Source organism: Ruegeria sp. HKCCD6604, from assembly GCF_013110635.1.
In the GTDB taxonomy this organism is placed as follows: domain Bacteria; phylum Pseudomonadota; class Alphaproteobacteria; order Rhodobacterales; family Rhodobacteraceae; genus Ruegeria.
Genome location: NZ_WVQW01000002.1, coordinates 268,552 through 295,162, shown reverse-complemented (window position 1 = coordinate 295,162; position 26,611 = coordinate 268,552). Strand labels below are relative to the sequence as shown.

At 59.7% G+C, this 26,611-nt stretch carries 29 protein-coding genes; 9 read left to right on the top strand and 20 right to left on the bottom strand.

Going from position 1 to position 26,611, the window contains the following annotated elements:
• Positions 1 to 32 precede the first annotated feature (32 nt).
• On the top strand, positions 33 to 1,694 hold the full coding sequence (locus tag GS614_RS09490; RefSeq protein WP_171726106.1) for a U32 family peptidase: 1,662 nt from the start codon (positions 33 to 35) through the stop codon (positions 1,692 to 1,694).
• Positions 1,695 to 1,700: 6 nt separating this feature from the next.
• On the opposite strand, the gene GS614_RS09485 is transcribed toward GS614_RS09490, so the two are convergent.
• From GS614_RS09485 to GS614_RS09470, 4 genes are all read right to left on the bottom strand, one after another.
• Positions 1,701 to 2,318, bottom strand: coding sequence for a cytochrome P460 family protein (locus GS614_RS09485; RefSeq protein WP_171119961.1), 618 nt, complete (start codon positions 2,316 to 2,318; stop codon positions 1,701 to 1,703).
• 285 nt (positions 2,319 to 2,603) lie between these two features.
• Positions 2,604 to 3,791, bottom strand: a complete 1,188-nt coding sequence (gene rlmN, locus GS614_RS09480; protein WP_171119962.1) for a 23S rRNA (adenine(2503)-C(2))-methyltransferase RlmN — start codon at positions 3,789 to 3,791, stop codon at positions 2,604 to 2,606.
• A gap of 117 nt (positions 3,792 to 3,908) precedes the next feature.
• Positions 3,909 to 4,079: a hypothetical protein gene (locus tag GS614_RS09475; RefSeq protein WP_171119963.1), complete on the bottom strand. Its 171-nt coding sequence runs from the start codon at positions 4,077 to 4,079 to the stop codon at positions 3,909 to 3,911.
• A 142-nt stretch (positions 4,080 to 4,221) separates the two neighbouring features.
• Entirely contained in the window at positions 4,222 to 4,758 is a 537-nt protein-coding gene (locus tag GS614_RS09470; RefSeq protein WP_171119964.1) for an invasion associated locus B family protein, read from the bottom strand.
• Between the two features lie 179 nt (positions 4,759 to 4,937).
• Between GS614_RS09470 and GS614_RS09465 the strand changes: the two genes are divergently transcribed.
• Complete coding sequence (locus GS614_RS09465) at positions 4,938 to 5,936, top strand: asparaginase (RefSeq protein ID WP_171205235.1); 999 nt, start codon at positions 4,938 to 4,940, stop codon at positions 5,934 to 5,936.
• 5 nt (positions 5,937 to 5,941) lie between these two features.
• Here the strand turns inward: GS614_RS09465 and GS614_RS09460 are convergent, their stop codons facing one another.
• The 11 genes from GS614_RS09460 to GS614_RS09410 all read right to left on the bottom strand — a co-directional run bounded on the left by GS614_RS09460 (position 5,942) and on the right by GS614_RS09410 (position 17,801).
• Positions 5,942 to 6,262, bottom strand: a complete 321-nt coding sequence (locus GS614_RS09460) for a YciI family protein (RefSeq protein ID WP_171119966.1) — start codon at positions 6,260 to 6,262, stop codon at positions 5,942 to 5,944.
• 23 nt (positions 6,263 to 6,285) lie between these two features.
• Positions 6,286 to 6,714, bottom strand: coding sequence for an SRPBCC domain-containing protein (locus GS614_RS09455; RefSeq protein WP_171119967.1), 429 nt, complete (start codon positions 6,712 to 6,714; stop codon positions 6,286 to 6,288).
• Positions 6,702 to 7,031 carry a helix-turn-helix transcriptional regulator gene (locus GS614_RS09450; RefSeq protein ID WP_171119968.1) on the bottom strand — a complete coding sequence of 110 codons (330 nt, stop codon included), beginning with the start codon at positions 7,029 to 7,031 and terminating at the stop codon, positions 6,702 to 6,704. Before GS614_RS09450 ends, GS614_RS09455 begins: the two co-directional genes overlap by 13 nt.
• 42 nt (positions 7,032 to 7,073) lie before the next feature.
• Positions 7,074 to 7,952 carry a phosphoserine phosphatase SerB gene (gene serB / locus GS614_RS09445; RefSeq protein ID WP_171726105.1) on the bottom strand — a complete coding sequence of 293 codons (879 nt, stop codon included), beginning with the start codon at positions 7,950 to 7,952 and terminating at the stop codon, positions 7,074 to 7,076.
• Between the two features lie 36 nt (positions 7,953 to 7,988).
• Positions 7,989 to 8,717 (bottom strand): metallophosphoesterase family protein, encoded by a 729-nt coding sequence (locus GS614_RS09440; RefSeq protein WP_171726104.1) that lies wholly within the window; start codon positions 8,715 to 8,717, stop codon positions 7,989 to 7,991.
• Positions 8,718 to 8,836: 119 nt separating this feature from the next.
• Positions 8,837 to 10,432: a phosphoglycerate dehydrogenase gene (gene serA / locus GS614_RS09435; protein WP_171642058.1), complete on the bottom strand. Its 1,596-nt coding sequence runs from the start codon at positions 10,430 to 10,432 to the stop codon at positions 8,837 to 8,839.
• Between the two features lie 64 nt (positions 10,433 to 10,496).
• Positions 10,497 to 11,651 (bottom strand): phosphoserine transaminase, encoded by a 1,155-nt coding sequence (locus GS614_RS09430; protein WP_171726103.1) that lies wholly within the window; start codon positions 11,649 to 11,651, stop codon positions 10,497 to 10,499.
• A gap of 195 nt (positions 11,652 to 11,846) precedes the next feature.
• Entirely contained in the window at positions 11,847 to 14,702 is a 2,856-nt protein-coding gene (gene gcvP, locus GS614_RS09425) for an aminomethyl-transferring glycine dehydrogenase (protein ID WP_171726102.1), read from the bottom strand.
• Between the two features lie 144 nt (positions 14,703 to 14,846).
• Complete coding sequence (gene gcvH / locus GS614_RS09420) at positions 14,847 to 15,212, bottom strand: glycine cleavage system protein GcvH (protein ID WP_171726101.1); 366 nt, start codon at positions 15,210 to 15,212, stop codon at positions 14,847 to 14,849.
• Between the two features lie 17 nt (positions 15,213 to 15,229).
• Positions 15,230 to 16,327, bottom strand: a complete 1,098-nt coding sequence (gcvT, locus tag GS614_RS09415) for a glycine cleavage system aminomethyltransferase GcvT (RefSeq protein ID WP_171726165.1) — start codon at positions 16,325 to 16,327, stop codon at positions 15,230 to 15,232.
• A gap of 286 nt (positions 16,328 to 16,613) precedes the next feature.
• Positions 16,614 to 17,801: a Zn-dependent hydrolase gene (locus tag GS614_RS09410; RefSeq protein WP_171726100.1), complete on the bottom strand. Its 1,188-nt coding sequence runs from the start codon at positions 17,799 to 17,801 to the stop codon at positions 16,614 to 16,616.
• 136 nt (positions 17,802 to 17,937) lie between these two features.
• Between GS614_RS09410 and GS614_RS09405 the strand changes: the two genes are divergently transcribed.
• Genes GS614_RS09405 through GS614_RS09390 form a run of 4 tightly spaced genes read left to right on the top strand, consistent with a single transcriptional unit; the run spans position 17,938 to position 21,437 of the window.
• Positions 17,938 to 18,588, top strand: a complete 651-nt coding sequence (locus GS614_RS09405) for a histidine phosphatase family protein (protein ID WP_171726099.1) — start codon at positions 17,938 to 17,940, stop codon at positions 18,586 to 18,588.
• 18 nt (positions 18,589 to 18,606) lie between these two features.
• Entirely contained in the window at positions 18,607 to 19,221 is a 615-nt protein-coding gene (locus GS614_RS09400; RefSeq protein ID WP_171726098.1) for a glutathione S-transferase family protein, read from the top strand.
• A gap of 14 nt (positions 19,222 to 19,235) precedes the next feature.
• Positions 19,236 to 20,291, top strand: a complete 1,056-nt coding sequence (locus GS614_RS09395) for a saccharopine dehydrogenase (protein ID WP_171726097.1) — start codon at positions 19,236 to 19,238, stop codon at positions 20,289 to 20,291.
• A 3-nt stretch (positions 20,292 to 20,294) separates the two neighbouring features.
• A complete protein-coding gene (locus GS614_RS09390; protein ID WP_171726096.1) occupies positions 20,295 to 21,437 on the top strand; it encodes a saccharopine dehydrogenase family protein in 1,143 nt (380 codons plus the stop codon).
• A gap of 90 nt (positions 21,438 to 21,527) precedes the next feature.
• Here GS614_RS09390 and GS614_RS09385 read toward each other — a convergent pair whose 3' ends face one another.
• The 4 genes from GS614_RS09385 to GS614_RS09370 all read right to left on the bottom strand — a co-directional run bounded on the left by GS614_RS09385 (position 21,528) and on the right by GS614_RS09370 (position 23,446).
• Positions 21,528 to 21,731: a DUF1127 domain-containing protein gene (locus GS614_RS09385; RefSeq protein WP_152459347.1), complete on the bottom strand. Its 204-nt coding sequence runs from the start codon at positions 21,729 to 21,731 to the stop codon at positions 21,528 to 21,530.
• Positions 21,732 to 21,789: 58 nt separating this feature from the next.
• Positions 21,790 to 22,017 carry a DUF1127 domain-containing protein gene (locus GS614_RS09380; RefSeq protein WP_152459348.1) on the bottom strand — a complete coding sequence of 76 codons (228 nt, stop codon included), beginning with the start codon at positions 22,015 to 22,017 and terminating at the stop codon, positions 21,790 to 21,792.
• Positions 22,018 to 22,269: 252 nt separating this feature from the next.
• The gene (locus tag GS614_RS09375) at positions 22,270 to 22,587 is read right to left on the bottom strand and encodes a DUF3775 domain-containing protein (protein ID WP_152459349.1); all 318 of its coding nucleotides are present in this window, start codon (positions 22,585 to 22,587) and stop codon (positions 22,270 to 22,272) included.
• Positions 22,588 to 22,672: 85 nt separating this feature from the next.
• On the bottom strand, positions 22,673 to 23,446 hold the full coding sequence (locus GS614_RS09370; RefSeq protein ID WP_171206746.1) for a DUF1365 domain-containing protein: 774 nt from the start codon (positions 23,444 to 23,446) through the stop codon (positions 22,673 to 22,675).
• Between the two features lie 146 nt (positions 23,447 to 23,592).
• On the opposite strand from GS614_RS09370, the gene GS614_RS09365 reads away from it, so the two are divergent.
• The 3 genes from GS614_RS09365 to GS614_RS09355 are packed head-to-tail and all read left to right on the top strand — an operon-like array spanning position 23,593 to position 25,361.
• On the top strand, positions 23,593 to 24,249 hold the full coding sequence (locus tag GS614_RS09365) for a sigma-70 family RNA polymerase sigma factor (protein WP_152459351.1): 657 nt from the start codon (positions 23,593 to 23,595) through the stop codon (positions 24,247 to 24,249).
• A 10-nt stretch (positions 24,250 to 24,259) separates the two neighbouring features.
• Positions 24,260 to 24,910, top strand: coding sequence for a ChrR family anti-sigma-E factor (locus GS614_RS09360; RefSeq protein WP_171726095.1), 651 nt, complete (start codon positions 24,260 to 24,262; stop codon positions 24,908 to 24,910).
• A gap of 46 nt (positions 24,911 to 24,956) precedes the next feature.
• Positions 24,957 to 25,361, top strand: coding sequence for a hypothetical protein (locus GS614_RS09355; RefSeq protein ID WP_171726094.1), 405 nt, complete (start codon positions 24,957 to 24,959; stop codon positions 25,359 to 25,361).
• A gap of 3 nt (positions 25,362 to 25,364) precedes the next feature.
• On the opposite strand, the gene GS614_RS09350 is transcribed toward GS614_RS09355, so the two are convergent.
• Positions 25,365 to 26,594: a DNA recombination protein RmuC gene (locus GS614_RS09350; protein WP_171117231.1), complete on the bottom strand. Its 1,230-nt coding sequence runs from the start codon at positions 26,592 to 26,594 to the stop codon at positions 25,365 to 25,367.
• Positions 26,595 to 26,611 lie beyond the last annotated feature (17 nt).

Genomic DNA, 26,611 nt, shown 5'->3' with positions numbered 1-26,611 from the left:
AAGGCCGGCTTGATCCTTTGACAGGTGGCGCCATGACCCAGTCCAGATCTGAATTGCTGATGCCTGCGGGCAATCTGCGCAAGCTTAAACTCGCTGTCCTGTACGGGGCGGATGCGGTGTATCTGGGCACGCCCGATATGTCGCTGCGCACAAAATCCGAGTTCTCGCTGGAAGAGGTGATCGAAGGGGTCGAGTTCTGCCACAGCCATGGCCGGCGCGCCTATCTGACGCTGAACCTGTTCTCGCACAACAAGGACATCCCGAAGCTGGACGAATATATCGACACGGTCCGCAAAGTGCAGCCGGACGGGTTGATCATCGCCGACCCCGGCGTGTTCCAGTACGTGCGGGACCGCGCGCCGGAACTGCCGCTGCATATCTCGACCCAGGCCAATATCTGTTCGTGGCTGTCGGTGAAGTTCTGGCAGGATCAGGGCGCGGAACTGGTGGTTCTGGCACGCGAGGTTTCCTACCCAGAACTGGTGGAGATCCGCGAAAAATGCCCCGACATCAAGCTCGAGGCCTTCGTCCACGGGGCCATGTGCATGACCTATTCGGGCCGTTGCCTGCTGTCGAACTTCATGGCGGAACGCGGCGCGAACCAGGGCAACTGCGCCAATTCCTGCCGCTGGAACTATGCGCTGAAACTGCGCCTGAAGGATGGCACCCATCAGGAGTTGCGCATTACCAAGGAAAACGCCGACCTGTTCGAATTCCTGCTGGAAGAAGGCTGCCGCCCCGGTGATCTGATGCCGATCGAGGAAGACGACCGCGGTTCCTACATCCTCAATTCGCGCGATCTGTGCATCATGCCCAAGCTGGACGAATACCTGAAGATCGGTGTCGACAGCCTCAAGGTCGAGGGGCGCGGCAAGTCGGAATACTACGCCGCCATCGTCGCGCGGGCCTATCGCATGGCCATCGACGATTACTATGCCGACCCCCAGAACTGGGACCCGAAACCCTATATGCGCGAGTTGGAGACTGTGGGAAACCGCGGCTACACGCTGGCCTTCCACGAGGGGCGGCTGACCAACTACGCCCATGATTACGAGCACACGGCGTCCATCGCGCAGTGGGAATATGCCGGGATCGTCACCGAAGTGACCGAGGATGCCTTTCTGGTCGAGGTAAAGAACAAGCTGGAACCGGGCGATGTGCTGGATTTCGTCTCGCCCATCTCGCGCGAGACGGTTCTGCTGCGGGTTTATGATTTCGAACGCGCATCCGATGGTGCGCGGATGGACGTGGTGCATGGCAGCACCAAAACAGTGATCCGCCTGCCCTTCACCCTGTTCGACCACGAGGATATCGACGATCTGCGCGCCCGGTTCCCCGTCTATTCCGTTCTGCGCAAGGAACGCGCCCTGACCGACGAACACTGGAGCCGCATCCGCTTTGACAAGCTGTTGCAGGGTTTGGAAACCTCGGGCCGTGACAACCCTGGCGCCTATGCCCGCCGTCGCGACGCCTTGGTTGAAAAGATCGGCGAAGACGGCACCGAACGCCGTTTCAAAACCAACCGCATCGGCACCGAGGGTTGCTGTGGCAAAGGTTGCAACGGCTGCTTGATTTTCTGGCAGGACGACAAATACGCGCTGGCCCGTGAAGTTCTGTCAAAGCGCAAACAAGGCGAACAACTCAGCCGCCGCGAGGCGACGGAACTGAAGCTGCCGGGCGCGCAACAAGCCTGAGCCGGCTCAGTCGCGTGTTCGATACTCTTCCGGCACGTAAAACGTATAGTCCCGATCTGCCACCTGTTCGTGGCAGACATGGCAATAGGCCACGGCACCGGCGCGGTCGCCCATAGTGTCCCCAAAGACCGAGCCGTCCGGCAAGACCATGATGTAACGCCAATCCGCCGTGTCCGGGCTGGCATCTTCTGCCAGTTTCTCCATTACGAACATAGCACCGGGATGCACGTGACCTTCATCCGTCACGGTCATGCTGTCCTTGGCAAGAACCGACCCCATGGGAAGTTCTTCACCTTCCTGCAACGTCGCGTAGTTATGCGCCATGCGATTGGCATAGCTGTTCACATACCTTTGCCCGTGGGTTGCCGAAATATAGGGCGCATCGTTGAAAAGCGGCCAGCTTTGGTAGTTGAGGATTAGGTCCAGTTGCGCCACGGCGTAGCCACGCGCCATGCGGCGATTGAGGGATCGGTAGTGTTCCAAAGCCTCTTGTTTGCTCAACTCGGCAGGGTTTTCGATTGCGATATGAGCGTCCTGGCCGTCAGCAAAGGCCAAGCCTGAACCCGAGACGATAGCAAGCGCAGCGGCACCAAAACGGATGATCGAAAAAGAACTTGCATTCATAATCGTGGCCCACCTGAAATTCAGTTCACCTGAGCGCTTTCTGCACCACTTGGAACAGTCTAGCGGAATCGCAATAACTCGCCATCTCTGACCCGGACACCTCACCGGCTTGTGCATCGAATTGAAGAGGCAAATTCAGCGACGGGCTCGAGAAATATAGCAAATTATGCATGTGGTTTCAGCATCTGAAACATTAAGTTTGAACAAAACAATTGTGACGTGCAGACAGAGCCAGAAAACACTTAAGGCGCGATCCGATCAAGCCAAGCCGAGATGGACCAAACCCTATCGGCTCAGACCCGTTTCGGCCTCGATTTGTTTGCGTGATTTGCGCGCCCGCTCGGTCGCCGACTTCAACTGACCGCAAGCCGCCATGATGTCCTCACCGCGTGTCTTGCGGATGGGCGAGGCATAGCCGGCCTGATAGATGATGTTGGCGAAGGCGCGGATGCGGTTGTTCGAGCTGCGCTTGTACGGTGCGCCGGGCCATTCGTTGAACGGGATCAGGTTGATCTTGGCCGGAATGTTGTGTCGCTTGATGTGATCGATCAGACGATGCGCATCTTCGTCACTGTCATTCACACCATCCAGCATCACATATTCAAACGTGATCCGTTCGGAATTCGAAGCATTGGGATAGCTGGCCAAAGCTGTCAGCAGTTCCTCGATATTCCAACGTTTGTTGATTGGCACCAGAACGTCGCGGGTTTCATCGGTGGTGGCGTGGAACGAGATCGCCAGCAGGCACCCGATTTCCTCGGCCGTGCGCGCGATCTCGGGCACCACGCCCGAGGTCGACAGGGTAATCCGCCGGCGTGACAGAGAAATGCCCTCGGGGTCCATGGCGATTTTCATCGCGTCGCGGACGTTTTCGAAATTGTAAAGCGGCTCGCCCATGCCCATCAGAACGATGTTCGACAGCAGGCGAGTTTCGTCCTTGGGTGCGCCGGGGGTTGGCCATTCTTCAAGATCGTCGCGCGCCATCATGATCTGGCCGACGATTTCTGCGGATGTCAGGTTTCGTACAAGTTTTTGGGTTCCGGTGTGACAGAACGAACAGGTCAGCGTACAGCCCACCTGAGACGAGATGCACAGGGTTCCGCGATCTTCTTCGGGGATATAGACCACCTCGACCTCATGCCCGCCGGCGATGCGGCACAGATACTTTCGGGTACCATCCTCGGACACCTGACGCGTCACCACTTCGGGGATTTCGATCACGAAATGCTCGGCCAGTTGTGCGCGATAGGCTTTGGCGAGATTGGTCATCTGGGCAAAATCGCGTACACCCCATTGATAGATCCACTGCCAGATCTGGCCGGTGCGCATCTTGGCCTGTTTCTCGGGCGTGCCGTGTTCAATCAAGGTGTCGCGCAACCTGTCGCGCGTAAGGCCGACAAGGTTGATCTTCCCGTCGAGCAGTTTGCGCGGGATGGTCATGACGTCTTGGGTGATCGGCGCTTTGGGCGACATTGGCGTATCTCAAAGGAATCGGGCTTGGGATGCGCCTCTATATAGGAACCTGTGCAAAGATCAAAAGGTTTCCTAAGCTGGCAGGCCCGGCACGATGCACATGCCGGGCCTTTTTGATCAGTTTACCGGCGGCGGTGTGTAGCAATCACTGGCGTCCAGGGTCTGAACCGGATCTTCCGGGCCACATTGCTCGCCCGATATCGGATAGGAATCAGCGTTCTTCTCGCAAGCGCTCAGCACGGCGACGGATGCGGCAAGAACCAGAGTGATCCAAGTTTTCTGTTTCATCACGATGTCCTCTCTAGGTGGCTGAACCACTTAGTTCACATTGCCGAGTGCGAAACTTTGATACGGATCAAAACTGGCAGATGACCAGACGTCAAAAGCCCCGCTACGAGGCGGGGCCTTTTCAACACTCGACGCGACAAGATCAGTTGGTGCAGCGCTTCTCAGCGTCTTCAATCGCTGCGGTAAAGCCCAGCAGCGAGAAGGTGTCTTTCGTCTGCGTACCGCGCTCGGACCGGGCGGTCAGAACAGCCTCGGTTCCGCGCTTCAGGGCGGTGATGATCTTGGCATCATCCGCATCCGATGCGGCCCAGGCCCATTCGCCTTCTGTGAACAGTTCGAACTCGGTCCCGTCCACATTCAGGTTCACCGTCGAACCCGCGGCAAACGGGTAGCCGCCGGTAAAGGTCAATTGGCCTTTCACCTCGGCATTCGGGCGATAGAACACAAACAGCAGGATATCGCTGCGCCGTACGGAAACCACACGTCCACCGCGGGTGTTTACGGTTTCCTTGGGTGCCGAGACGCTCCAGCATTCGGTGGGATCGTCTTCGACAAAAACGCTCCAATCCGTTTTTGCAGCAACGCGGTTGGTGCTTGTCGCCTGTTGGGCGATTGCAGATGTTGCTGCGATGCCTGCCACACACAGGCCCGCTATTGTGCGAACGAGCATTGATCCCATTTGTCCAGCCTCCTAGCTCGACCCTTACCTCATACCCATCGGACACGTCTGCGAACCCTGCCAGTTCGTCTATTCGTTTGCGTCTTCCGATGATTGCCGACATACACACACTAACGCAGATTTCGCCACAGGCGAAAGGGCGATTGGCAGAATTTTGCGCATAAATTTCGGAGGTCCAGATGACGCAGCCCGTACCCATGACAGAACTTTGGCGCGGCCCTCTGCTGGAAAGTCTGCATCTGGGTCATGCGGTTATTTGCGATGACACGGGCCAGATCGTGCGCAGTTGGGGCGACCCGCAATCCGTCATATATCCGCGGTCATCCGCCAAGATGATTCAAGCGCTTCCGCTGGTCACATCAGGGGCGGCGGCGAAATACGGGCTGACCAGCGAACACCTCGCGTTGGCCTGCGCCTCGCATAACGGGGCGGCGATCCATACAGATCGCGTGACGGCGTGGCTGGACCATCTGGGGTTGAACGAGCACGATCTGCGGTGCGGCCCACAGGAGCCCGCCGACACCGCCGCGCGCGACCGGCTGATTTTGGCGGACGACACGCCTTGCCAGATCCACAACAATTGTTCAGGCAAGCATTGCGGCTTTCTGACTCTGGCACAGCATATGGGCGCCGGGCCGGAATACCTTGAAATTGATCATCCGGTGCAACAAGCCTGCCTGTCTGCCGTCGAAGAAACAACGGGCGAGACCAGCCCGGCATACGGCATCGATGGCTGTTCCGCCCCGAATTTCGCCACATCGCTTTTCGGTTTGGCACGTTCGATGGCGTGGTTTGCTTCAGCCGCAGACCGGTCCGACCGTTCCAGCGATGCAGCGATGCAGCTGGTGGCCGCGATGGTCAAACACCCGGAACTTGTTGCCGGTGAGAACCGGGCCTGCACCGAACTGATGCTCGCGATGAACGGACGTGTGGCCATCAAAACCGGGGCCGAGGCCGTGTTCGTGGCCATCATTCCGGAAAAACGCATGGGCGTTGCGCTGAAGATCACCGATGGCACCACCCGCGCCAGTGAATGCGCGATTGCCGCCATTCTTGTCAGCCTTGGCGTGCTGGAGGCCGAACACCCGGCCACCCGCAAATTCATGAACGCCACGCAATACAGCCGTCGCGGGCTGGAATGCGGCGTGATCAAGCCTGCGACGGGTTTCCCCGACTAAGGCCCTCACATCTCGATTTCGTGGATTTCGGCCACTTCAACCGAGCCTGTGCCGTTGACGACCATCGGACAGCCCTTGGCCATCTCGGTCGCAGCGTCGATATTGTCAGCCTTGATCACCGTGAAGCCCGAGGCCGGGTTTGCGCCGCCGTTATCGACCACTCCGTTGTTGCTGACGGTGTAAGACTGCCCCACTGGGTTTCCGGGGATATCGAGGGCGTCGCCCATATCCTGAAACCAGGCGCCCCAGGCCGCCATGGTCGTCTCGATCTCGGCGGGGTCGGTCGGGGTGTGACCCCCGTGATAGACAAACAGAAACTTGGGCATATCGCTCCTCCGTGACAAAAAACCTAAGTGCAAAGTGCTTCGAGTTTGCGCAGCGAAGACGTCCAACCCTGAGTGTGGTTCGCAGCTGCTTCGGCATCGGCCAGCTCACGGTGGTCCAGCACAAGGCGGGCACCGTTTTCGGTTGCGGAAACGGAAAGGGTCACGTGGCTTTCGGCACCGCGTTGATCCTGATCGTCATGCCAACCCCATGTAAAACCCACCGATTTAGGCGGGTCGACATGCGTCACGTGGCCCGAAACCTTGTATTGCTGGCCCTCGCCGTTCTCCATCACCGAGTACCAAGGACCGGTGCGCGAGAAATCCAGGTTGTGGTCCGGCACGTGCATCCCTTCGGGCCCCCACCATTGCAACAGCTTGGCACCATCGCTGATCCATGCAAACAGTTCTTCGGGACTGACGGGGAATTCCCGTTCCAGTTTCAGGTCGGCCATGAATTCTCCCTTTCAATTATTTCACTCAGACGATCCAGGCTGCCTTCCCAGAATTGCCGCTTGGAAATCGTCCAGTCGGCAATCGCCCGCAATCCTTCGGATCGGATGGAATACATGCGCTGGGTTCCCTGCACGCGTTGCTGCACCAACCCGGCCTCGCGCAACACCTTGAGGTGGCGCGAAATCGCGGCGCCGGACATGCCGCGCCCGTCGATCAGATCACCGGCAGGCAGTTCGCCCTGCTCCATCAGTTGCTCGACAATCGAGAACCGGGTGGCATCGGACAAAGCGGAAAACGTGGTCAGAAGTGTGTTCATACCCCTTATTTAACACAAATGTTAAATAAAAGATAGCCCTGATCAGCCGCCTACGAAATCGGCGCGGCAATAGCCTTGCAGGTAAAGCAGCGCCGTCAGGTCGCCGTGATTCACCCGCACATCACATTGTGCGGCCACCGACGGTTTGGCATGAAGGGCAACCCCAGTCCCGGCCCGGCCAAGCATTCCAAGGTCATTGGCCCCGTCACCCACGGCGATCACGTCACCTTCCGACAGCCCCCGACGCGTTGAAATCTGCGCCAGCGCTTCGACCTTGGCCTGACGCCCCAGAATAGGACGCGCGACGTCTCCGGTCAGCTTGCCATCTTCCGCCAGCAAAGTGTTGGCCCGGTTTTCATCAAACCCCAAAAGCTCTGCCACCCGCGCGGTAAAGGCCGTAAAGCCACCGGATACCAATGCTGTATAGGCCCCGTTGGCCCGCATCGTCGCCAGCAATTCCCTGCCTCCGGGCATCAGGGTGATCCGTTCCTGCAGAACTTTGCCGATGACGCGTTCATCCAGATTTTTCAGCAAACCAACCCGCTCGATCAGGGCGCCTTCGAAATCAAGCTCTCCGTTCATGGCACGGGCCGTTATGTCCTTGACCCGGTCGCCGACGCCGGCCTCATCCGCCAGTTCATCGATACATTCCTGCTGGATCATCGTGCTGTCCATATCGGCCAGCAGCATCTGTTTGCGCCGTCCTTGCGCAGGTTGCACGATCAGGTCCACCCCCATCCCTTGCAGGTCTGCCCAAACGTCCCAGCGATTGTCGGGGATGGCGTTCAACTCGAACTCTGCCGCCTCATCCGGGTTGAGCCAGAGGATGTCCCCGCCACCCCACGCATTGCGCAATGACTCGGGCAATGCGCTGTCCAGCGAAGGCGCAGCCGGATTGGTCAGCAAAGTGGCGACATACATATTCAATCTCCAAATTTCGTGGCCGGGCGAGGTGATCTAGGGGGTCAAAGGCAAACGGCCCTGATCGGTCAATTCCCAGCAGGTCTGCCCCTCGAACACCGCGACACCCACCGGGCGCCCATATCCGGCACCTGTGTCCAGATTGATGCGATTTCCATAATGCGTTGCCCGGTCTACCGGAGTATGGCCATGCACGATCAGCTTGGGATGCGGGCCCCGATGAGCATGAAAATCCTGCCTGATCCAGACCAGATCGTTGGCGCGCTGCGCGTTGAGCGGTACGCCCGGGCGAATGCCTGCGTGAACAAAGGCAAGTTCGGGCGTCTGATGCATCAGAACCAGATCTCGCAAAAAGGTCAGGTGCGATTTCGGCACCGCCGCCTGCGCCATCTGATGCAGATCTTCCAGGCGAATCTGGCCTTCGAATTCCACGCCATAACTGCGCAGGGTCTCGACCCCACCCAGCCTTTCATGCAGCCAGTGATATCCTACAAGCAAATGCGGATCGTGACGCGGCGTATCCTCCATGAACCAGGCGAACATGCGATCGTGATTGCCCAGCAGAGTGATCCAGTTCAGGCCCGCATCGCGCCCGGCAATCAGACGCTCGATCAGCCCGCGGCTGTCCGGGCCGCGATCCACGTAGTCACCCAGAAACACGATCTGGGCATCCGGGCCGCCATCGCCCCGGATCAGAGACAGCGCGCGTTCCAGCTCTGCCACCTGCCCGTGCAGATCACCAACAACGTAGACTGGCTGTGTCATAGATCCTCCGACGGTAAGGTTCAGCTCGCTTGTGCCGCAGATTGCAGCCCGAGAAAACAAAGGACCCGGGCCTTCGGTCAACCGGGTCCTGAACTGTTTCTCAAACTCAACAGGCCACGTCAGGTGACATCAAATTCCAGCGGCTTGATCTGCGTAAACAGACCCGTTTCCGCCAGCTTGGCGCGTGCCTCGGCCGGAACGGGTTCGTCGACATAAAGCAACGCAATCGCTTCTCCGCCGGCCTCGGATCGACCAAGGGTAAAGTTCGCGATGTTGACGTTGTTCTCGCCCATGGTCTGCCCCAAAGCACCGATGATGCCCGGCACGTCTTCGTTGGTGGTGTAGAGCATATGGGCACCGACCTCGGCGTCGATATTGATGCCCTTGATCTGGATGAACCGCGGCTTGCCGTCGCTGAACACGGTGCCACCGATGGAACGCTCGCGCTTGTCGGTCACAACGGTGACTTTGATATAGCCTTCGAAGGCACCCGATTTGTCCTGATTGGTGGTCGAGATCTTGATCCCACGTTCCTTGGCGACAACCGGGGCCGACACCATGTTCACCTCGGGGTTGAACTTCTTCATGATCCCGGCGACCACCGAGCAGTTCAACGCCGCCAGGTTCATTTCAGCGGCAACACCATCGTACAGGATATTGATCGCCTTGACCGGCTCATCGGTCATCTGGCCGATGAAGCTGCCCAGATGGCCGGCCAGCTTAATCCACGGCCCCATCACCTTGGCTTCTTCCGCCGTCACACTGGGCATGTTCAAAGCGTTCTCGACCGCACCTGTCAGCAGATAATTCGAGATCTGCTCGGCCACTTGCAGCGCCACATTCTCCTGCGCTTCAGTCGTTGCTGCACCAAGATGCGGCGTGCAGACCACGTTGGGCAGATTGAACAGGGGATTGTCCTTGGCGGGTTCTTCGCTGAACACGTCAAACGCGGCTCCCGCAACGTGACCGGATTGCAGCGCCTCGGCCAAAGCCTCCTCATCCACCAGACCACCCCTAGCACAGTTGATGATGCGCACGCCTTTCTTGGTTTTGGCAAGGTTTTCACAGCTCAGAATATTGCGGGTCTGATCCGTCAGCGGCACGTGCAGGGTGATGAAGTCGGCGCGGGACAGCAACTCGTCCAGCTCTACCTTTTCCACGCCCATCTTGGCGGCTTTCTCTTCGCCCAAATAGGGATCATAGGCGATGACTTTCATCTTCAGGCCAAGCGCGCGCTCGCACACGATGCCACCGATGTTCCCCGCACCAATGACGCCGAGTGTCTTGTTCGTCAGTTCGATGCCCATGAACTTGGACTTTTCCCACTTGCCCGCATGGGTCGAAGTCGAGGCCTCGGGGATCTGTCGCGCCACGGCAAACATCATCGCAATGGCGTGTTCGGCAGTGGTGATCATGTTGCCGAATGGCGTGTTCATCACGATCACACCTTTTTTCGACGCTGCTTCCTTGTCGATATTGTCAGTGCCGATTCCGGCGCGGCCGATCACCTTCAGCTTGTCAGCTTTTTCCAGAATGGTCGGCGTGACCTTGGTGGCCGAGCGGATGGCAAGACCGTCATACTGGCCGATCACCTCGGCCAACTTGTCCTTGTCCTTGCCCAGATCGGGCATGAAATCCACGTCGATGCCGCGATCACGGAAAATCTGAACGGCGGTTTCGCTGAGTTTGTCGGAAACGAGTACTTTGGGAGCCATGTTTGTGGTCCTTGAATGTATTGAGAGGTCCGGGCCGATGCGGCCCGGTGAAGATGGGATGCGATCAGGCGGCTTCTGTTTGCGCCGCGATTTCGGCCTCGAAGGCCCAGGCCAGCCAAGGCAACATCGCTTCGATGTCCGAGGTCTCGACCGTACCGCCGCACCAGATCCGCAAGCCCGCAGGCGCGTCGCGATAGGCCCCGATATCCAGCGCGACATTCTCGGACTCCAGCCGTTTGGCCACGGCCTTGGCAAAGCTTGCGCCGTCCTGAATTCGGGCATCAGTGAATTTCAGACAGACGGATGTGTTGGACCGCGTCGCAGCGTCTTCGGCCAGGTTTTCGATCCAGTCGTTCCGGTCGCAGAACGCATGCACGGCACCGGCACTGGCGTTCGCGCGGACAATAAGGCCCTTCAGACCGCCCACCGAGCGCGCCCAATCCAGTGCAAACAGATAATCCTCAACTGCCAGCATCGACGGCGTGTTGATCGTCGCCCCCGTGAAGATGCCTTCGATCAGCTTGCCACCCTTGGTCAGGCGGAAAATCTTCGGCAGCGGCCATGCAGGGGTGTAGCTCTCCAGCCGTTCAACGGCGCGCGGCGACAGGATCAGCATCCCATGCGCGGCTTCACCGCCCAGAACCTTCTGCCAGCTGAAAGTGGTCACATCCAGCTTGTCCCAGGGCAGGTCCATCGCAAAGGCAGCCGAGGTCGCATCACAGATCGTCAGACCCTGACGATCATCGGCGATCCAGTCACCGTTCGGCACGCGCACGCCCGAGGTGGTGCCATTCCAGGTAAATACAACGTCATTGGCGAAATCGACCGATGCCAGATCCACGATCTGTCCGTAATCGGCAGTCTTCACCTCGGCGTCGATCTTAAGCTGCTTGACCACATCGGTCACCCAACCGGACCCAAAGCTTTCCCACGCCAGCATCTCGACCTTGCGTTCGCCCAATAGCGACCAAAGAGCCATCTCAACCGCGCCCGTGTCCGAGGCGGGAACAATGCCGATCCTGTAATCTGCCGGAATGCCAAGCACCTCGCGCGTGCCTTCGATGGCCGCTTTCAGCTTGTCCTTGCCAACGGCGGCACGGTGCGAGCGTCCCAAGGCCGCATCGGCCAGTTTGGTCAGATCAAATGTGGGGGGTTTGGCGCAGGGGCCCGAGGAAAAACGCGGATTGGCCGGCCGCGTCGCCGGTTCTTGAGTGCTCATCTGTATTACCCTTCCAGATACACGCCCCTCGTTGGGGAGGGGTGTCCCACGCACAGAGCTATGGGCCCTTCGCACCCGCAGCAAGCGAAAAAGACGCTTCGCTGGGTGAAAACGACATCCCAAAAGGGCTCAAATCAGAACAGGAGTTTCCGATTGGCGAAAAAACCCCGCCGAAACTCGGCGGGGTTCTTGATGCTATTCCGCGGCGTCTGCGTATGCGTCCATTGGGGGGCATGTGCATACGAGGTTTCTGTCACCGTATGCGTTGTCGACGCGGTTGACGGGGGACCAGTATTTGTCGACGCCCATGGAACCCGGCGGGAAGCAGGCTTGTTCGCGGGTGTAGGGGCGGTCCCAGTCGCCGACCAGATCGCGCACCGTGTGGGGGGCGTTTTTCAGCGGGTTGTTTTCCGCGTCGATCTTGCCATCGATGATGTCCTGTGCTTCCGCCCGGATCGACAGCATGGCATCGCAGAAACGATCCAGCTCGGCCATGGGCTCGGACTCGGTCGGCTCCACCATCAGGGTTCCGGCCACCGGCCAGCTCATCGTCGGCGCGTGGAAGCCTGAATCGATCAGGCGCTTGGCCACGTCATCGACGGTGACATGCGCCTCGGCGTCCAGCGGCCGGGTGTCGAGGATGCATTCATGCGCCACACGCCCCGTTTCCGAGGTGTAGAGGATCGGATAGGCATCCTTGAGCCGCGCCGCGATGTAGTTGGCGTTCAGGATCGCCACCTTGGTCGCCTGGGTCAGACCCGCGCCGCCCATCAGCAGCACATAGGCCCAGGATACGGGCAGGATCGAGGGCGAGCCGAAGGGCGCCGCCGAGACCGGACCCACGGCGGTGCCGTATTCCGGGTGCCCGGGCAGGTGCTCGGCCAGATGCGCCTTGACGCCGATCGGACCCATGCCGGGGCCGCCGCCGCCATGCGGGATGCAGAAGGTCTTGTGCAGGTTCAGGTGGCTGACATCGCCGCCGATATCGCCGGGGCGCGACAGGCCCACCATGGCGTTCATGTTGGCGCCGTCGATATAGACCTGGCCGCCGTGATCATGGGTGATCTGGCAGACCTCCTGCACGGTGGTCTCGAACACGCCATGGGTGGACGGGTAGGTGATCATGCAGGCGGCCAGATGATCCGAGTGCTTTTCCGCCTTGGCGCGGAAGTCGGCGACATCGATATTGCCGTTCTCATCCGCCTGCACCGGCACGACCTGCCAGCCCACCATCTGCGCCGAGGCCGGGTTGGTGCCATGGGCCGAGGTCGGGATCAGGCAGACATTGCGGTGCCCTTCGCCGCGCGCAAAGTGATAGTTGCGGATGGTCAAGAGGCCCGCATATTCGCCCTGCGCGCCCGAGTTGGGCTGCTGGGAGATCGCGTCATAGCCGGTGATCTGGCACAGCTTGTCGTTCAGATCGGCGATCATCTCGTGATAGCCCTGCGCCTGATCCTGCGGAACAAACGGGTGCAGGTTGCTGAACTCGGGCCAGGTGACCGGGATCATCTCGATCGTGGCGTTCAGCTTCATGGTGCACGATCCCAGCGGGATCATCGCCCGGTCCAGCGCCAGGTCACGGTCGGCCAGACGACGCATATAGCGGGTGATCTCGGCCTCGGCCCGGTTCTGATGGAAGATCGGGTGGGTCAGATAGGCGCTTTCACGCAGCGCATAATCCGGCAGGCGGTATTGCTTGTTCGAGCTGTCATCCTTGCGGTCGATGCCGAAGGCGCCCCAGACCGCCTCGATCGTCTCGGGGCGGGTCTGTTCGTCCAGGCTGATGCCGACGCGGGTCTCGCCCACCTTGCGCAGGTTGACGCCGCGCGCCACGGCGGCCTCCATCACCGTCTTCTGCAGGTGGCCGACCTCGACCGTGATGGTGTCGAAGAACACTTCCGGTTCCACGGCAAAGCCCGCCTCTTCCAGGCCGGCGGCCAGGCGCGAGGTCTTGCGGTGCACCGATTGCGCGATCGCCTTGATGCCGTCGGGGCCGTGATAGACCGCATACATCGAGGCAATCACCGCCAGCAGCGCCTGCGCGGTGCAGACGTTCGAATTCGCCTTCTCGCGGCGGATATGCTGCTCGCGGGTCTGCAACGACAGGCGGTAGGCCTTGTTGCCGCGGCTGTCGATGGACACACCGATGATCCGGCCCGGCATGGATCGCTTCAGCTTGTCGGTGGTGGCCATATAGGCGGCGTGCGGGCCGCCATAGCCCATCGGCACACCAAAGCGCTGGGTCGAGCCGATGGCGATATCGGCGCCCATCTCGCCCGGTGACTTCAGCAGCGCCAGCGACAGGATGTCGGCGGCGACGATGGCGATGGCCTTGTGTTCATGCAGCGCCGCGATCTCGGCGGTGAAGTCGCGCACATGGCCATAGGTGCCCGGATACTGGAAGATCGCGCCGAATACCGCGCCCGCGTCCAGCTGATCCGGGTCGGCGACCTGCACGTCGATGCCCAGAGGCTCGGCCCGGGTCTTGATCACCGCGATGGTCTGCGGGTGGCAGTTCTTGTCGACGAAGAAGGCCGCGTTGTTGGCCTTGGACCGGCCGCCGCGCTTGGCCATCGCCATCGCCTCGGCCGCCGCGGTCGCCTCGTCCAGCAGCGAGGCGTTGGCCACATCCAGCCCGGTCAGGTCGCTGACCATGGTCTGGAAGTTCAACAGCGCCTCAAGACGGCCCTGGCTGATCTCGGGCTGGTACGGCGTGTAGGCGGTGTACCAGGCCGGGTTTTCCAGGATGTTGCGCAGGATCGGCGCAGGCGTGGTGGTGCCGTAATAGCCCTGACCGATCAGTGAGGTCAGAACCTTGTTCTTCCCCGCCACCTGTTTCATGTGGAAAAGCGCATCGCGTTCCGTCATCGCCGGACCCCAGTCCAGCGGCTGTTTCTGCCGGATCGCCGGGGGGACGGTGGCGTCGATCAGTTCGTCCAGCGTCTTGAAGCCGATCACCTTGAGCATGTCACGCATCTCGGTCGGGCTGGGACCGATATGGCGGCGGTTGGCAAAATCATAGGCTTCGTAATCGGTCAGTTTGAAGGCCATTGCAGCGCTCCCATGGATAGGTCAGGGCCGGCGGAGACTGCGGGAGCCTCCGGCGGGGATATTTCTTGCCAGATGAAGGGCGGGGCCCAAATTCGGCGGCATCAATTGATTCGATGGAGCCCCATGCCGGGACTCCGTTCGGGTTTACCCGATGAAGGCCTTGTATCCGGCTTCGTCCATCAGATCCTCGAGCTGCGATGCGTCCGCAATCTTGATCTTGTAGATCCAGGCCTCGCCCTCGGGGTCTTCGTTCAGCGCGCCGGGATTGTCGGCCAGCGCCTCGTTCACCTCGACGATCTCACCATCGACCGGTGCATAGAGTTCCGAGGCCGCCTTGACGGATTCGATCACGCCGATCTCGCCGTCTTTCTCGAACTCGCCGCCCGCTTCCTGCTGCTCGACGAAGACCACCTCACCCAGCTGTTCAGCCGCGTGTTTGGTGATGCCCAGCGTGGCGGTGTCGCCTTCGACGCTCAGCCATTCATGCTCTTCGGAATAATAGGTTGCCATGCTTCTCTCTCCTGACTTCAACGCTTGTAATTCTGTTTGACGAAGGGCAGCGCCACGATCTGCGCCGGTTGCGCCTTGCCCCGGATGATCAGGTTCACCTTCTCGCCCGGCGCGCCATGGCCCGCGGACACATAGCCCATCGCGATCGGGCCACCCACCGTCGGGCCAAAGCTGCCCGAGGTGATCTGACCGATGCTGTTGCCCTCAAGGCATTGCACTTCCACGCCCTGACGCGCCGGCGCGCGGCCGTCGGGCTTGATGCCCACCAGCTTGCGCGATGCGCCCTCGGCCAGTTCGCGCTGGATACGCTCCGCACCCGGAAAACCACCTTCTTCCTTGCGGCGCTTCTGGATCGCCCAAGCCAACGAGGCCTCAATCGGCGAGGTGCTCTGGTCGATGTCATTGCCATACAGGCACAGCCCCGCCTCAAGCCGCAGGCTGTCGCGTGCGCCCAGACCGGCGGCCTCGCAATCCTCATGTGCCAGGAAGGCCCGTGTGATCTCGATCGCCTTGTCCTCGGGGATCGAGATCTCGTACCCGTCCTCGCCGGTATAGCCCAGCCGCGAGATGCGGCATTCGACGCCCATGATATCGGCCAGGGTGGTTTCCATGAACTTCAGGTCACGGGCCGCGGGGCAGAGTGCGCCCACCACATCCTCGGCCTTGGGACCTTGGACCGCAACCAGCGCACGGTCGAAGATCTCGGTCACTTCGACGCCGTCAAGGTTCGCTTTCATATGCGGAATGTCCTGATGGCGCAGCGCCGCGTTCACCACCACAAAGTAATGATCCCCGGCATTCGACACGATCAGATCATCCATGATCCCGCCTTCGGCATTGGTGAAGAACCCGTACCGCGCCTTGCCTTCCTTCAGCGTCGCATAGGCCTGCGGGCACAAAGCTTCCAGCTTCTCACCCACATTCTCACCGCGCAGGATCACCTGACCCATGTGAGACACATCAAACACCGCCGCCTTCTCACGGCACTGCTTATGCTCCCCCATGATCCCCAAAGGATACTGAACAGGCATCTCCCAACCAGCAAAATCAACCATCTTGCCGCCAAGCTCGACGTGCAAAGAGTGGAGAGGCGTGCGCTTCGGTGTGGTCATGATCCGGTCAACTTCCGATTATCCAAAGGTCAAAATGCATAACCGTCAGTCTGCCCCAAGCCGCATAGAATGCAATGATTCCACCCGGTTTCTAGTGAAACACCGATCCGAAGAAGAGGCGGTATACAGACGCATGCATCACGAATGTTCCTATAGGAAACTTTTTTCCGTTAGGCAACAACCCTCGTTTCCATCGCGTGAAATCCCCGGCGTCCTGCCGGATGCCGGGGGGAAGGATTTCACCGTCCATGCAACACCTTCCTCGCAATTTTTTGTTGCAAAGTGGCGTTTAGACAGAGAGGGACCGTACGGCACGCACCAGAACTTCGAGCCCCGCAATCAAATCGGCCTCTGCCGTATCTTCTGCAAAATCATGGCTGATTCCGTCGATCGAGGGCGTGAACAGCATCGCGACCGGCATCAGGCGCGACACGTTGGTGGCATCGTGCAAGGCCCCCGAGGGCATTCTGCGCCACCGACCCGGTGCAACCTGTTCCGCACCGCGTTCAAGAGCGCGGCGCAAGGTTTGATCCATGGCGACGGGATCCAGCCCCAGCATGGGACCGTAATCCAGGCTCATCCCCATTTGCTCAGCAGTTTCTTGTGCCGTCGCCCGAATGACTTCCTCCATCCGGGCCAAACGGTCTGCGTCAGCATCGCGCCATTGCATCGAGAACCGAACCCGTCCCGGCACGATTGACGAAGCGTTTGGATGCAGGTTGACCCGCCCGATGGTCCAGACCGTCTGCGGGGTGACAACATTGCGAAACCGCTCATTGAGCCGGGTGTTGAACAGGGACAGGGCCTGAAATGCGTCGCGGCGCAGGTGCATGGGGGTGGTGCCGGCGTGGTTCTGCTGACCTTCGAAGGTGATCGGCATATCGCGGATGCCAACGATATCGGTGACGACTCCGATCTGGTCTCCGGACGCGTCCAGCGAGGGGCCCTGTTCGATATGCATCTCTATGAAGCCGTTGAAACGGGACGGGTCCACGAAGCCCCGGGACAAGTCTGCCATGGAGGATCGGGCCTGGCCAAAGCTGATACCCGCCCCATCGGTCAACACATCGGCTTTTTCCAGAGACACCCCGCCCGACCAGACAGCAGAACCGGTGGTCACACCAAACCGCCCCTCTTCGTCCTGAAAGCTGACGACCGAAACGGGCCGGTCGACGGAACGCGCAACTTCCAGCGCGGCAATGACGCCAAGGGCGCCGTCCAGCCAACCGCCTTCGGGCTGACTGTCGGAATGTGATCCCATCAGCAGCGAAGGACCGGACGCCAATCCGAACAGGTTTCCCACCGGGTCAAACTGCGGGGTCAGGCCTGCTTCGCGCATACGTCCGGCAAGCCACTGGCGCGCGGCGATATCCGCGTCGGAATAGGCGGGGCGGACAACCCCCTTGCCCACACCCGAGGCACCGAATTCACGCAACTTATGCAGGTCGGTCAGAAAACGCGTGTGATCGACGGTCATGAACCCCTCCGAAGGCTTGTTCCGGGCGAACCATAGCCAGAAACAGAAAAGGAGCGAGGTTTTTTTCGACAGGCGTGAAACCCCTCTGGCACCGGAGGGGAACCTGCCCTAAGACTTCGGCCCAAGAGGGACCGACATGTCACATATCACATTGGTGCGTCACGGGCAGGCGAACACAACGGCGCGAGACGAGGCAAGTTACGACAGGCTCAGCGACTTGGGGCATCAGCAGGCGCGCTGGCTGGGGGCGCATCTGCGTGATACCCGCAGCCACTATACCCGGGTCTATTGCGGCACCCTGACCCGCCACGCCGAGACGGCGGCCAGTATGGACTTGCCCAATCCAATCCGTGACGCGCGACTGAACGAGATCGAGTATTTCACGCTGGCGCAACTGTTCGAGGACCAACACGGTGTTGCGATCCCCACGGACCGCGAAGGTTTCGTCGAACATCTGCCCAAAACCTTTGCGGCCTGGGCCAACGGCGAAATCGAGAACCCGCCGGAAACCTTCGAAGAATTCGAGACGCGCGTGCGCGACGCGCTGCACGAGATCGGAACCGAGGGCGGACCGGCCATTGTCGTGACCTCGGGCGGGTTGATTTCGATGGTGGTGCGTCAGGCGATGGGGTTGGATATCCCGTCAATGGCACGGGTGGCCCTTGCCATCATGAACACGTCGATGCATCGTCTGCATCCGATTGGTGCTCAGCTGAGCCCGGTTCTTTTCAATGCCGTTCCGCATCTGGAAGCCCCTGAGCGGCAGTTCGCGCAGACCCACCTGTAACCAGACCGGAGACGCCTGATGCAGCTTTACTATGCACCCCGTACCATCTCGGTCGCTGTCGCGATAGCACTGGAAGAGGCCGGGCTGGAATACGAAGCGGTCAAGCTCGACTTCGCCGGGGGCGAACAGACGAAACCAGCTTACAAGCAAATAAACCCCAAAGGCCGCGTTCCGGCGCTCGTGGTGGATGGCGGCATCCTGACTGAAACCGGAGCCCTGCTGGAATTTGTTGCAGCCAAGGCCCCCGAGGCCGGGCTGGTGCCGGCTGATCCGGTGATGGCGGCCCGGATGCGTGAAGTGATGTTCTACCTTGCCTCGACCATGCATGTGAACCACGCGCACAAATTGCGCGGGCACCGCTGGGCCGACAAGAAATCCAGCTGGAAAGACATGAAAAACAAGGTCGCGCAGACGATGACCGCGTCCTGCGATTATATCTCGTCGAACGGCCTGCGTGGTCCATTTGTGCTGGGCGAGGCGTTCTCGCTGGCCGATGCCTATTTGTATGTGGTGTGCAGCTGGCTGGAAGGCGATGGCGTGGACGTTTCGGTCTTTCCCAAAATCGTCGCCTTCCGTGAGGCGATGGAGGCACGCCCTTCGGTTCAGGCGGTGCGGGCCGCCGGAATGCTCTGACAAAAGGAAATAAGATGACACATCTCTGGGTCCGGGCAGAACAGCGCCCGAACGAAGAACGGGTTGGGCTGACGCCGGAAGGCGCCGCCGCACTGATCGCGGCCGGCATCCGCGTGACGGTCGAGGAAAGCCATGCCCGCGCCATTCCACTGGACGGCTACAAGGACGCAGGCTGCGAGATCGCGCCCGAGAATTCCTGGCCCGAGGCGCCGCTGGACGCGATCATCTTCGGCCTCAAGGAACTGCCCGAAGACAGCACGCCCCTGCCCCACCGCCACATCATGTTCGGCCATGCCTTCAAGGGCCAGCATTCGGGCCGGGCTCTGCTGGAACGGTTCAAGGCGGGCGGCGGCACGCTTTATGATCTGGAATACCTCGTGGATGAGGATGGTCGCCGGGTCGCCGCATTCGGCTATTGGGCAGGCTACGCGGGCGCAGCAGTAACGCTCAAGACCTGGGCGGCGCAGCAACGGGGCGGGATCTGCGGCCCCGTCGGCGTCTATCCCGGCAAGGACGCGCTGAACGCCGAACTTCTGGCGGAATTGGACGCCACCGGCGCGCCCCGCCCCCGCGCCATCGTCATCGGAGCTTTGGGCCGTGTAGGCACCGGCGCCGCTGACCTGTGTGAGGCGATGGGCGTCGCGGTCACCAAGTGGGACATGGCCGAAACCGCCAGCGGTGGGCCTTTCCCGGAAATCCTCGACCATGATCTGTTCCTGAACTGCATCTTCGCGCGCCCCGGAACGCCTGTCTTCGTCCCGCGCGAAGCGCTGACCGCCCCGCGCAAGCTGACCGCCATCGGTGACGTGGCCTGCGACCCGGACAGCGACTACAACCCGGTGCCCGTCTATGACCGCGCCACCACGTGGCAAGAACCCGCCCTGCGCGTGGCCACCGACCCCGTGATGGACGTGATGGCGATCGACAACCTGCCGTCGATGCTGCCGGTCGAAAGCTCGGAAGACTATGCCGCGCAACTGCTGCCGTCCTTGCTAACTCTGGCCGATCTGGACAGCGGTGTCTGGGGTCGGGCAGAAGCAACTTACAAAACGCATATTGAAGGACTCTGAACGATGACCATTCATTGGTGTGGCACCGGCCTCTCGGCCATTCCCGGCCTGCGTCGCCTGATCGAAGGCGGCCACAAAGTCACCGTGTGGAACCGGACCGTCGACAAGGCCAGGGCCGAGGTCGGAGACCTGACCGACGACATCCGCGCCTTCGACATCGACGCGCTTGGCGCCGTACTGGAGAAGGGCGATGTGATCGTCTCGATGCTGCCTGGCGACTGGCATGTACCGCTTGCGGAACTGGCGATTTCGAAACAGGCCAATTTCGTCTCGTCCTCGTATATCGCGCCCGAGATGCGCGCGCTGGATGACAAGGCACGCGAGGCCGGTGTCGCACTGGTCAACGAGGTCGGGCTGGACCCAGGCATCGATCACTTGATGGCACATGCCCTGATCGACGACTACCGCGGCTCCGATGCGTTCGACCCGGAAAACCACCTGAGCTTCATTTCCTATTGCGGCGGCATTCCCAAGAACCCCAACCCGTTCCGCTATAAATTCAGCTGGTCGCCGCTGGGCGTGTTGAAAGCGCTGCGGTCGCCGTCGAAATCGATCCGCGATTACGCGCCGCTGGACGTTGCCCGCCCCTGGGATGCGATTTGCAGCTACATCGCCCCGCTGCCGACACCGGAAAGCTTCGAGGTCTACCCGAACCGCGATTCAATCCCCTTCATGGCGCAGTATCATTTCGAGGATCACTGGCCGGTCAAGGAATTCGTCCGCGGCACCCTGCGTCTGAACGGCTGGGCCGACGCGTGGTCGGATGTGTTCACCGTGATCGAAACCCTGTCCGGCCCGGAAGGGGATGCGCGTCTGAAAGAGATGTCGGACCAGTTCTGGGAGGAAAACGCCTATGACGAAGGCGAGCCTGATCGTGTTGTGTTGTGCGTGGGATTGAAGGCCGAGAAAGACGGCATCGAAGTCTGGCACAAGACCTATGTCATGGACGCCTGCGGCGACGAACGCGGCACGGCAATGGCGCGTCTGGTGTCGATTCCGGTCTCACTTGCCGTCGAGGCCGTATTGAACCGCGCCATCCCGGCCGGTGTTCACGCGGCCCCCAGCGATCCCAAGCTGGTGCAGGGATGGATGGGTGAAATCGACAAGCTGGCCCAGCATCTGCAAATCGTCGAGCACACGGCCTGAATGAAAAAAGCCATTCCAGACTGTCTGGAATGGCTTTCATTTTCTTAATTTATGCATGTTGTCCTCGTTCGGGTTTCCCTCACCCGGCCTTCAGATATACCGCTGGATGGTATCTTCGATATCACTACGGTTGATGCCCAGCTCGGACAACTGATGATCGGTCAAAGCATTCAGATGCTGGGCTGCGCGGACAATATCAGGGCTGATCGAACGGATCCGCATGGCACGATCGAACAGCAAAAGCGCACTGGCGGCCGGAGCCGGTTGATTGGTGGGCGGTACGACGTCGAACATTCTGGTAACCTCGCTAACATGCTTTTGGGGATTGTCTCAGTTCACGCTGAATGCTTGATCACTGCCGGTATGGCTTGTTGTGATACACACTTTCATATGCGCGCCTTTTGATCTGATCCCGCTGGATGCCGATGTCGGCCAGTTGTACGTCATCAAGCTTTTCCAGATCCCGCACGGTTTTCGAAAAAATCCGGCGGCGGAAATGCTCGACCTTTGCTTCTGCATAGTTTGAAAACAGACCGTCAAGCAGGCCACCCCGGCCTTCGAATGTTTGTGTATGTGACATGTCTTTCTCCTCCTGAACTCAATGTCTTTGTCTTCCTGACATCAAATTTGGGAAGGCTGCCTTAACGTTGCCAAACCGGTTCATTAAGGTTTGTTAAGACTCGTATGGAGGGAAAGTTTGGGCTGGACCGAGGCGTTGATTGCAAACTTCGATCCAGGCCCGCGACATGTCTTTTCAGTGGCGGATCATCAGTGGCGGATCAAGATAACGCGAATATCGATCCGTCGCAGAAAACGCCCCTTTGCACGCAGGTCACATCAGATCGTTTTCAACGTCCTCGGCTGATATCCCCAGCGCGTCCAGACCGTTCTCAAGGTGGTCTGACATGTGCGGAGTGCCGATCAGGTAGTCGGCGCAGGGGGTCGAGGCCTCGGCCTTGGCAGTGGCGATCGCTTCGGCCAGATCCTCGGGGAAGAAGCTCTCGCGGCCGATCCACATGATGGCAACCAGTTCGGCTTGCTCGTCTTCGCTCATACGTTCGATGAAGGCGCGCATTTCACCTTCTGCCCGGTTCAGCTCGCGCCCCATCATGGCAATCTGAGCGACCTTTCTTGCCGATATTTCCAACATGCATCAGCTCCTCGTGTTCGCGGTTGTCGTGCCATCACAATCACCGAACAAGGGCCGAGTCTTTGATCTTACGCAAACAACGGCCCTAGTTCCGCGCACGCGAAATCGGCTGGTCCGGTACCGGTTGCCTGCGAAACGGGCGAAAGGTGGCTTTTTTCAGCCACAGCCTGAAAGCCTGCCAGACGATCAGTGCAAAGGTTCTCCGGGCGCCGAATGGTCGCCGCAGCAAGGACCACAGAATCACGCGGTTGGTCAGGGGTTGCCGCGGGCCGGTCAGCGTCGCGATCAGCCCACCGTCAGCGCGGCCGTAATCAATCCAGACACCGACGCGATCCGCGCGATAGTCGAAGCGGAACGTATAGCTGCCTTCGATTTTCTGAAACGGTGAAACGTGCATCAGCTTGTCCGCCACCACCCTGTCAGTCGGTTCGATGACCGAGAAATCGGGTTTGTGACACAGGTAACTGTGCCGGGTGCCATAGGTATTGGTGACCTCGGCCACCACGGCATAAAGGTGATCGCTGTCGTCAATACAGAACCAAAAACTGACGGGATTGAAAACGTGACCCAAAACGCGCGGTTGCGTCAGCAACTTGAAACGCGCCGGTTGTTGCACCGACATTTCATCAAATCGCGCGCGGAGCCATTGGGCCCCTTCCCCATGACCCGGCTCTCCCCCATGATCGCTGGTGCGCCAGTTCGTGACATTCGCGCGATCAACCGAAAACAGCAAAGGGGTGTCCAGCTCTGCTTCGGGATCCAGCAGGATGTAATCGACCGAGTATCGGAATGCGTTTTCAATCGCACCCTTGCGCCCGTGATAGGTATGACCCGCGATATGGTCTATTTCCTGCGTCATCCGCTGCTTTCTGGCCTTCCCGTAAATGCCTTGAACTACACTGATTTCCTTCAGATGCTGGTAATTCCGATACGGCAATTTGCACAATTTGGATCATAATGTCCCGATAAAGTGATCCGGCTTGGGGAACGCGCCGTAATGAGGTTATGTTTACCGAGATCGATACCGTGACCTTGGACGAACCTGCGGCTGAACCGGCCGCCCTTCAGCCTCGGCGCGAAAAGAAACGCATCAAGGGTAGACGGGTGAACGGAAGTAACGGCAGGCGCGAGACCAGAACCGAATGGGTGGATCACGTCAGGCGCATCCGCGACGCGCAGGATCAGGCCGCATTTGCCGAGCTGTTCCAGCACTTCGCGCCACGAATCAAGGCGTTCCTGATGAAGTCAGGATCAGACGCCACAATGGCCGAGGAGTGTGCGCAGGAGGTGATGGCGACCTTGTGGCACAAAGCCCATCTGTTCGACCCGACGCGGGCAACAGTGGCTACTTGGGTATTCACGATTGCTCGGAACAAGCGCATTGACGTTCTGCGCAAGCAACGCCGCCCCGAACCCGAAGAATTGTGGTGGGGTCCCGAGGCCGAGCCTGAGCAGGACGATGTCATCGCGCTGCAACAAGAAACCGCGCAGCTTCGCACCGCTTTGACAGCGTTGCCAGACGCGCAGAGAGAGCTGATCGAAAAGGCGTATTTCGGTGATCTGAGTCATCGGGAAATTGCGTCTCAGACCGGGTTGCCCCTGGGAACGATCAAATCACGAATCAGGCTGGCGCTGGACCGCTTGCGCCATGCAATGAACTGAGATGAGTACGATGAGTAAATCGATCAAACATCACCTGACAGATGACCTGCTGATGGCATATGCCGCAGGCAGTCTGCCCGAGGCATTCGACCTGATGGTCGCGACGCATCTGTCGCTGTGCGAACATTGCCGTGCGCGGGCGGAAAGTTACGACGCCGTGGGTGGGCATGTTCTGGAGGAACAGACTGAATCCATCGCCATGAGTGACAAATCTCTGGCCGCGACTATGGCGTTGATCTCCAAAGGTGCGCCAGCGTCCAAACCGGCGCGTCCGAACTGCCCGGTATTGCCGGCCCCATTGCAGGATTATGTCGGCGGTACGGTTTCAGATATCCGATGGAAACCGATCGGCATGGGTGTGAAACAGGCCATTCTTCCAACCACAAGCGAGGCCTCGGCCCGGTTGCTGTTCATTCCAGCCGGAACGGCTGTACCAGATCATAGCCACAACGGTATAGAATTGACGATGGTGCTTCAGGGCGCATTCTCGGACGAAGTGGATCGCTTCGCCCGTGGCGACGTCGAGATCGCGGACGAGGATTTGGAACACACGCCTGTGGCGGACATTTCGGAAGATTGTATTTGTCTGGCGGTTACGGATGCACCGTTGAAATTCACCAAGTTGATGCCACGCCTGTTCCAACCCTTCCTGCGCATCTGAATTTGCCCGCGAGGGACGCGTACGGCGTGTTTTGAAAGGAATGATTATGTTCGCAAGACTTGCTGTGTGCGTCCTTCTCGTTGCAATCGCGCCCGTCGCATCGGCCCAAATGTCGGCCGAGGTTCAGTTTCAGCCCGGCAATTTTGGCACCATGGTCAGCGGAACCATCTCAGGAGATGAGTACTTCGACTATTCGCTGGACGCCAAAGCCGGACAGGAGATGTTTGCCGATCTTCAGGTCAGCGACACCAATGGTAACGGCGTGATCTATTTCAACATCCTGCCGCCGGGCAGCGACGGTGTGGCGATCTATAACGGGTCGATTGACGGCAATACGGCCCGGATCACCTTGCCCGACGATGGAGACTATACGATCCGCGTCTATCTGATGGGCAATGACAGGGATACCGGAAAAACCGTGGGGTACAACCTGGACCTGTCCATCCAGTAGATTTCAACCTTCGTGCCGAGCAAGGGGCACAACGCCGTTTTCGGCCTTGGTCTCGATTTCTTCAAAGTCGAAATTGTCCAAACGCTGCGCACGTCGGCCAGCCTTTTCGGCGCTGATCTTGATTTCCGAGATATCCTTGGCCGCCTGCCCGAAATGACGATCCAGGTTCGAGACGCGATCACCCAGGCGGTCCACATCCTTGTGCAGCAACCCCAACTCTTTGCGGATCGCTCCGGCCTGTTCGCGCATACGCGCGTCTTTCAGGATAGCCCGCATGGTATTCAACGTGGCCATGCACGTCGTCGGGGACACGATCCAGACCCGCGCGGCGAACCCTTCACGCACGACGTCGGGCAGACGCGCGTGCAGCTCGGCATAAATCGCCTCGGAAGGTACGAACATCAAGGCACCGTCCGCGGTTTCCCCGTCCAGAATGTACTTTTCGGAAATCGCCTTTATATGCACTTTCACCGCAGCGCCGAAGGCCCGCAAGCATCTCTCGACATCCGCCTTCGTCTGCGCAGCGGCCAGCGCCTCGAAATCCTCCAACGGGAACTTTGCGTCGATCACGATCGGTCCCGGCGGGTTCGGCAAGTGAATCAGGCAATCCGCCCGCCTGCCGTTCGACAACGTGGCCTGCAACGAATAACTGTCAGCGGGCAGCGCCTTGGACACGATATCGTTCAGTTGGATTTCACCGAACATCCCGCGCCTTTGCTTGTTTGACAGGATATCCTGCAAAGACAGCACATCGCCTGACAGTTTGGTGATATTGTCCTGTGCCTTGTCGATGGCGGCCAGACGTTCCTGCAATTGGGTCAGCGAGGTCGCCGTCTGTTTCGACGAGCCATGCAACGTTTCTTTCATCCGTTCCTGCATCTCGGCCAGCGCACGCGCCGATTTCATCGCATTATCCGCCAACCGGTCATTCATCTGTTGCTGGACTGAAGCCAAACGCGCCTCGACCGTCTGAATCACCTGCATCTGCGCGTTGGCCTGAGTGTCCGAGACATGCTGAAGACCGCCGCGCAACTGTTCCTGCCCCTGGCCCAGTTGCTGAACATGCTGACCCAGATGCGCCATCTGCCGCGCCAAAGGTTCCGCCATCCGGGCCGAGCGGTTGGCCGCCCGCAACGACAGAAACAGCAGCAGCAGAATCAACGCCACCACGCCACCCCCGACCAGTATGACAGGGTCATTCAATGCATATTGGGTGCCTGCAATCTCGATCATCATAACTCGCGTGTTCT

Excerpts from the sequence above, each read along its gene's own strand:
- GS614_RS09380 (WP_152459348.1), bottom strand. The coding sequence starts at position 22,017 with ATGTCACATACACAAACATTCGAAGGCCGGGGTGGCCTGCTTGACGGT.
- GS614_RS09455 (WP_171119967.1), bottom strand. The coding sequence starts at position 6,714 with ATGGCCGACCTGAAACTGGAACGGGAATTCCCCGTCAGTCCCGAAGAA.
- GS614_RS09385 (WP_152459347.1), bottom strand. The coding sequence starts at position 21,731 with ATGTTCGACGTCGTACCGCCCACCAATCAACCGGCTCCGGCCGCCAGT.
- gcvH (WP_171726101.1), bottom strand. The coding sequence starts at position 15,212 with ATGGCAACCTATTATTCCGAAGAGCATGAATGGCTGAGCGTCGAAGGC.
- GS614_RS09405 (WP_171726099.1), top strand. The coding sequence starts at position 17,938 with ATGTCACATATCACATTGGTGCGTCACGGGCAGGCGAACACAACGGCG.
- GS614_RS09400 (WP_171726098.1), top strand. The coding sequence starts at position 18,607 with ATGCAGCTTTACTATGCACCCCGTACCATCTCGGTCGCTGTCGCGATA.
- GS614_RS09395 (WP_171726097.1), top strand. The coding sequence starts at position 19,236 with ATGACACATCTCTGGGTCCGGGCAGAACAGCGCCCGAACGAAGAACGG.
- GS614_RS09475 (WP_171119963.1), bottom strand. The coding sequence starts at position 4,079 with ATGAAACAGAAAACTTGGATCACTCTGGTTCTTGCCGCATCCGTCGCC.
- gcvP (WP_171726102.1), bottom strand. The coding sequence starts at position 14,702 with ATGGCCTTCAAACTGACCGATTACGAAGCCTATGATTTTGCCAACCGC.
- GS614_RS09465 (WP_171205235.1), top strand. The coding sequence starts at position 4,938 with ATGACGCAGCCCGTACCCATGACAGAACTTTGGCGCGGCCCTCTGCTG.
- GS614_RS09360 (WP_171726095.1), top strand. The coding sequence starts at position 24,260 with ATGAGTAAATCGATCAAACATCACCTGACAGATGACCTGCTGATGGCA.
- GS614_RS09470 (WP_171119964.1), bottom strand. The coding sequence starts at position 4,758 with ATGGGATCAATGCTCGTTCGCACAATAGCGGGCCTGTGTGTGGCAGGC.
- GS614_RS09460 (WP_171119966.1), bottom strand. The coding sequence starts at position 6,262 with ATGCCCAAGTTTCTGTTTGTCTATCACGGGGGTCACACCCCGACCGAC.
- GS614_RS09440 (WP_171726104.1), bottom strand. The coding sequence starts at position 8,717 with ATGACACAGCCAGTCTACGTTGTTGGTGATCTGCACGGGCAGGTGGCA.
- GS614_RS09350 (WP_171117231.1), bottom strand. The coding sequence starts at position 26,594 with ATGATCGAGATTGCAGGCACCCAATATGCATTGAATGACCCTGTCATA.
- GS614_RS09370 (WP_171206746.1), bottom strand. The coding sequence starts at position 23,446 with ATGACGCAGGAAATAGACCATATCGCGGGTCATACCTATCACGGGCGC.
- GS614_RS09430 (WP_171726103.1), bottom strand. The coding sequence starts at position 11,651 with ATGAGCACTCAAGAACCGGCGACGCGGCCGGCCAATCCGCGTTTTTCC.
- GS614_RS09375 (WP_152459349.1), bottom strand. The coding sequence starts at position 22,587 with ATGTTGGAAATATCGGCAAGAAAGGTCGCTCAGATTGCCATGATGGGG.
- GS614_RS09365 (WP_152459351.1), top strand. The coding sequence starts at position 23,593 with ATGTTTACCGAGATCGATACCGTGACCTTGGACGAACCTGCGGCTGAA.
- serA (WP_171642058.1), bottom strand. The coding sequence starts at position 10,432 with ATGGCTCCCAAAGTACTCGTTTCCGACAAACTCAGCGAAACCGCCGTT.
- GS614_RS09355 (WP_171726094.1), top strand. The coding sequence starts at position 24,957 with ATGTTCGCAAGACTTGCTGTGTGCGTCCTTCTCGTTGCAATCGCGCCC.
- GS614_RS09390 (WP_171726096.1), top strand. The coding sequence starts at position 20,295 with ATGACCATTCATTGGTGTGGCACCGGCCTCTCGGCCATTCCCGGCCTG.
- GS614_RS09410 (WP_171726100.1), bottom strand. The coding sequence starts at position 17,801 with ATGACCGTCGATCACACGCGTTTTCTGACCGACCTGCATAAGTTGCGT.
- GS614_RS09450 (WP_171119968.1), bottom strand. The coding sequence starts at position 7,031 with ATGAACACACTTCTGACCACGTTTTCCGCTTTGTCCGATGCCACCCGG.
- GS614_RS09490 (WP_171726106.1), top strand. The coding sequence starts at position 33 with ATGACCCAGTCCAGATCTGAATTGCTGATGCCTGCGGGCAATCTGCGC.
- serB (WP_171726105.1), bottom strand. The coding sequence starts at position 7,952 with ATGTATGTCGCCACTTTGCTGACCAATCCGGCTGCGCCTTCGCTGGAC.
- GS614_RS09485 (WP_171119961.1), bottom strand. The coding sequence starts at position 2,318 with ATGAATGCAAGTTCTTTTTCGATCATCCGTTTTGGTGCCGCTGCGCTT.
- rlmN (WP_171119962.1), bottom strand. The coding sequence starts at position 3,791 with ATGTCGCCCAAAGCGCCGATCACCCAAGACGTCATGACCATCCCGCGC.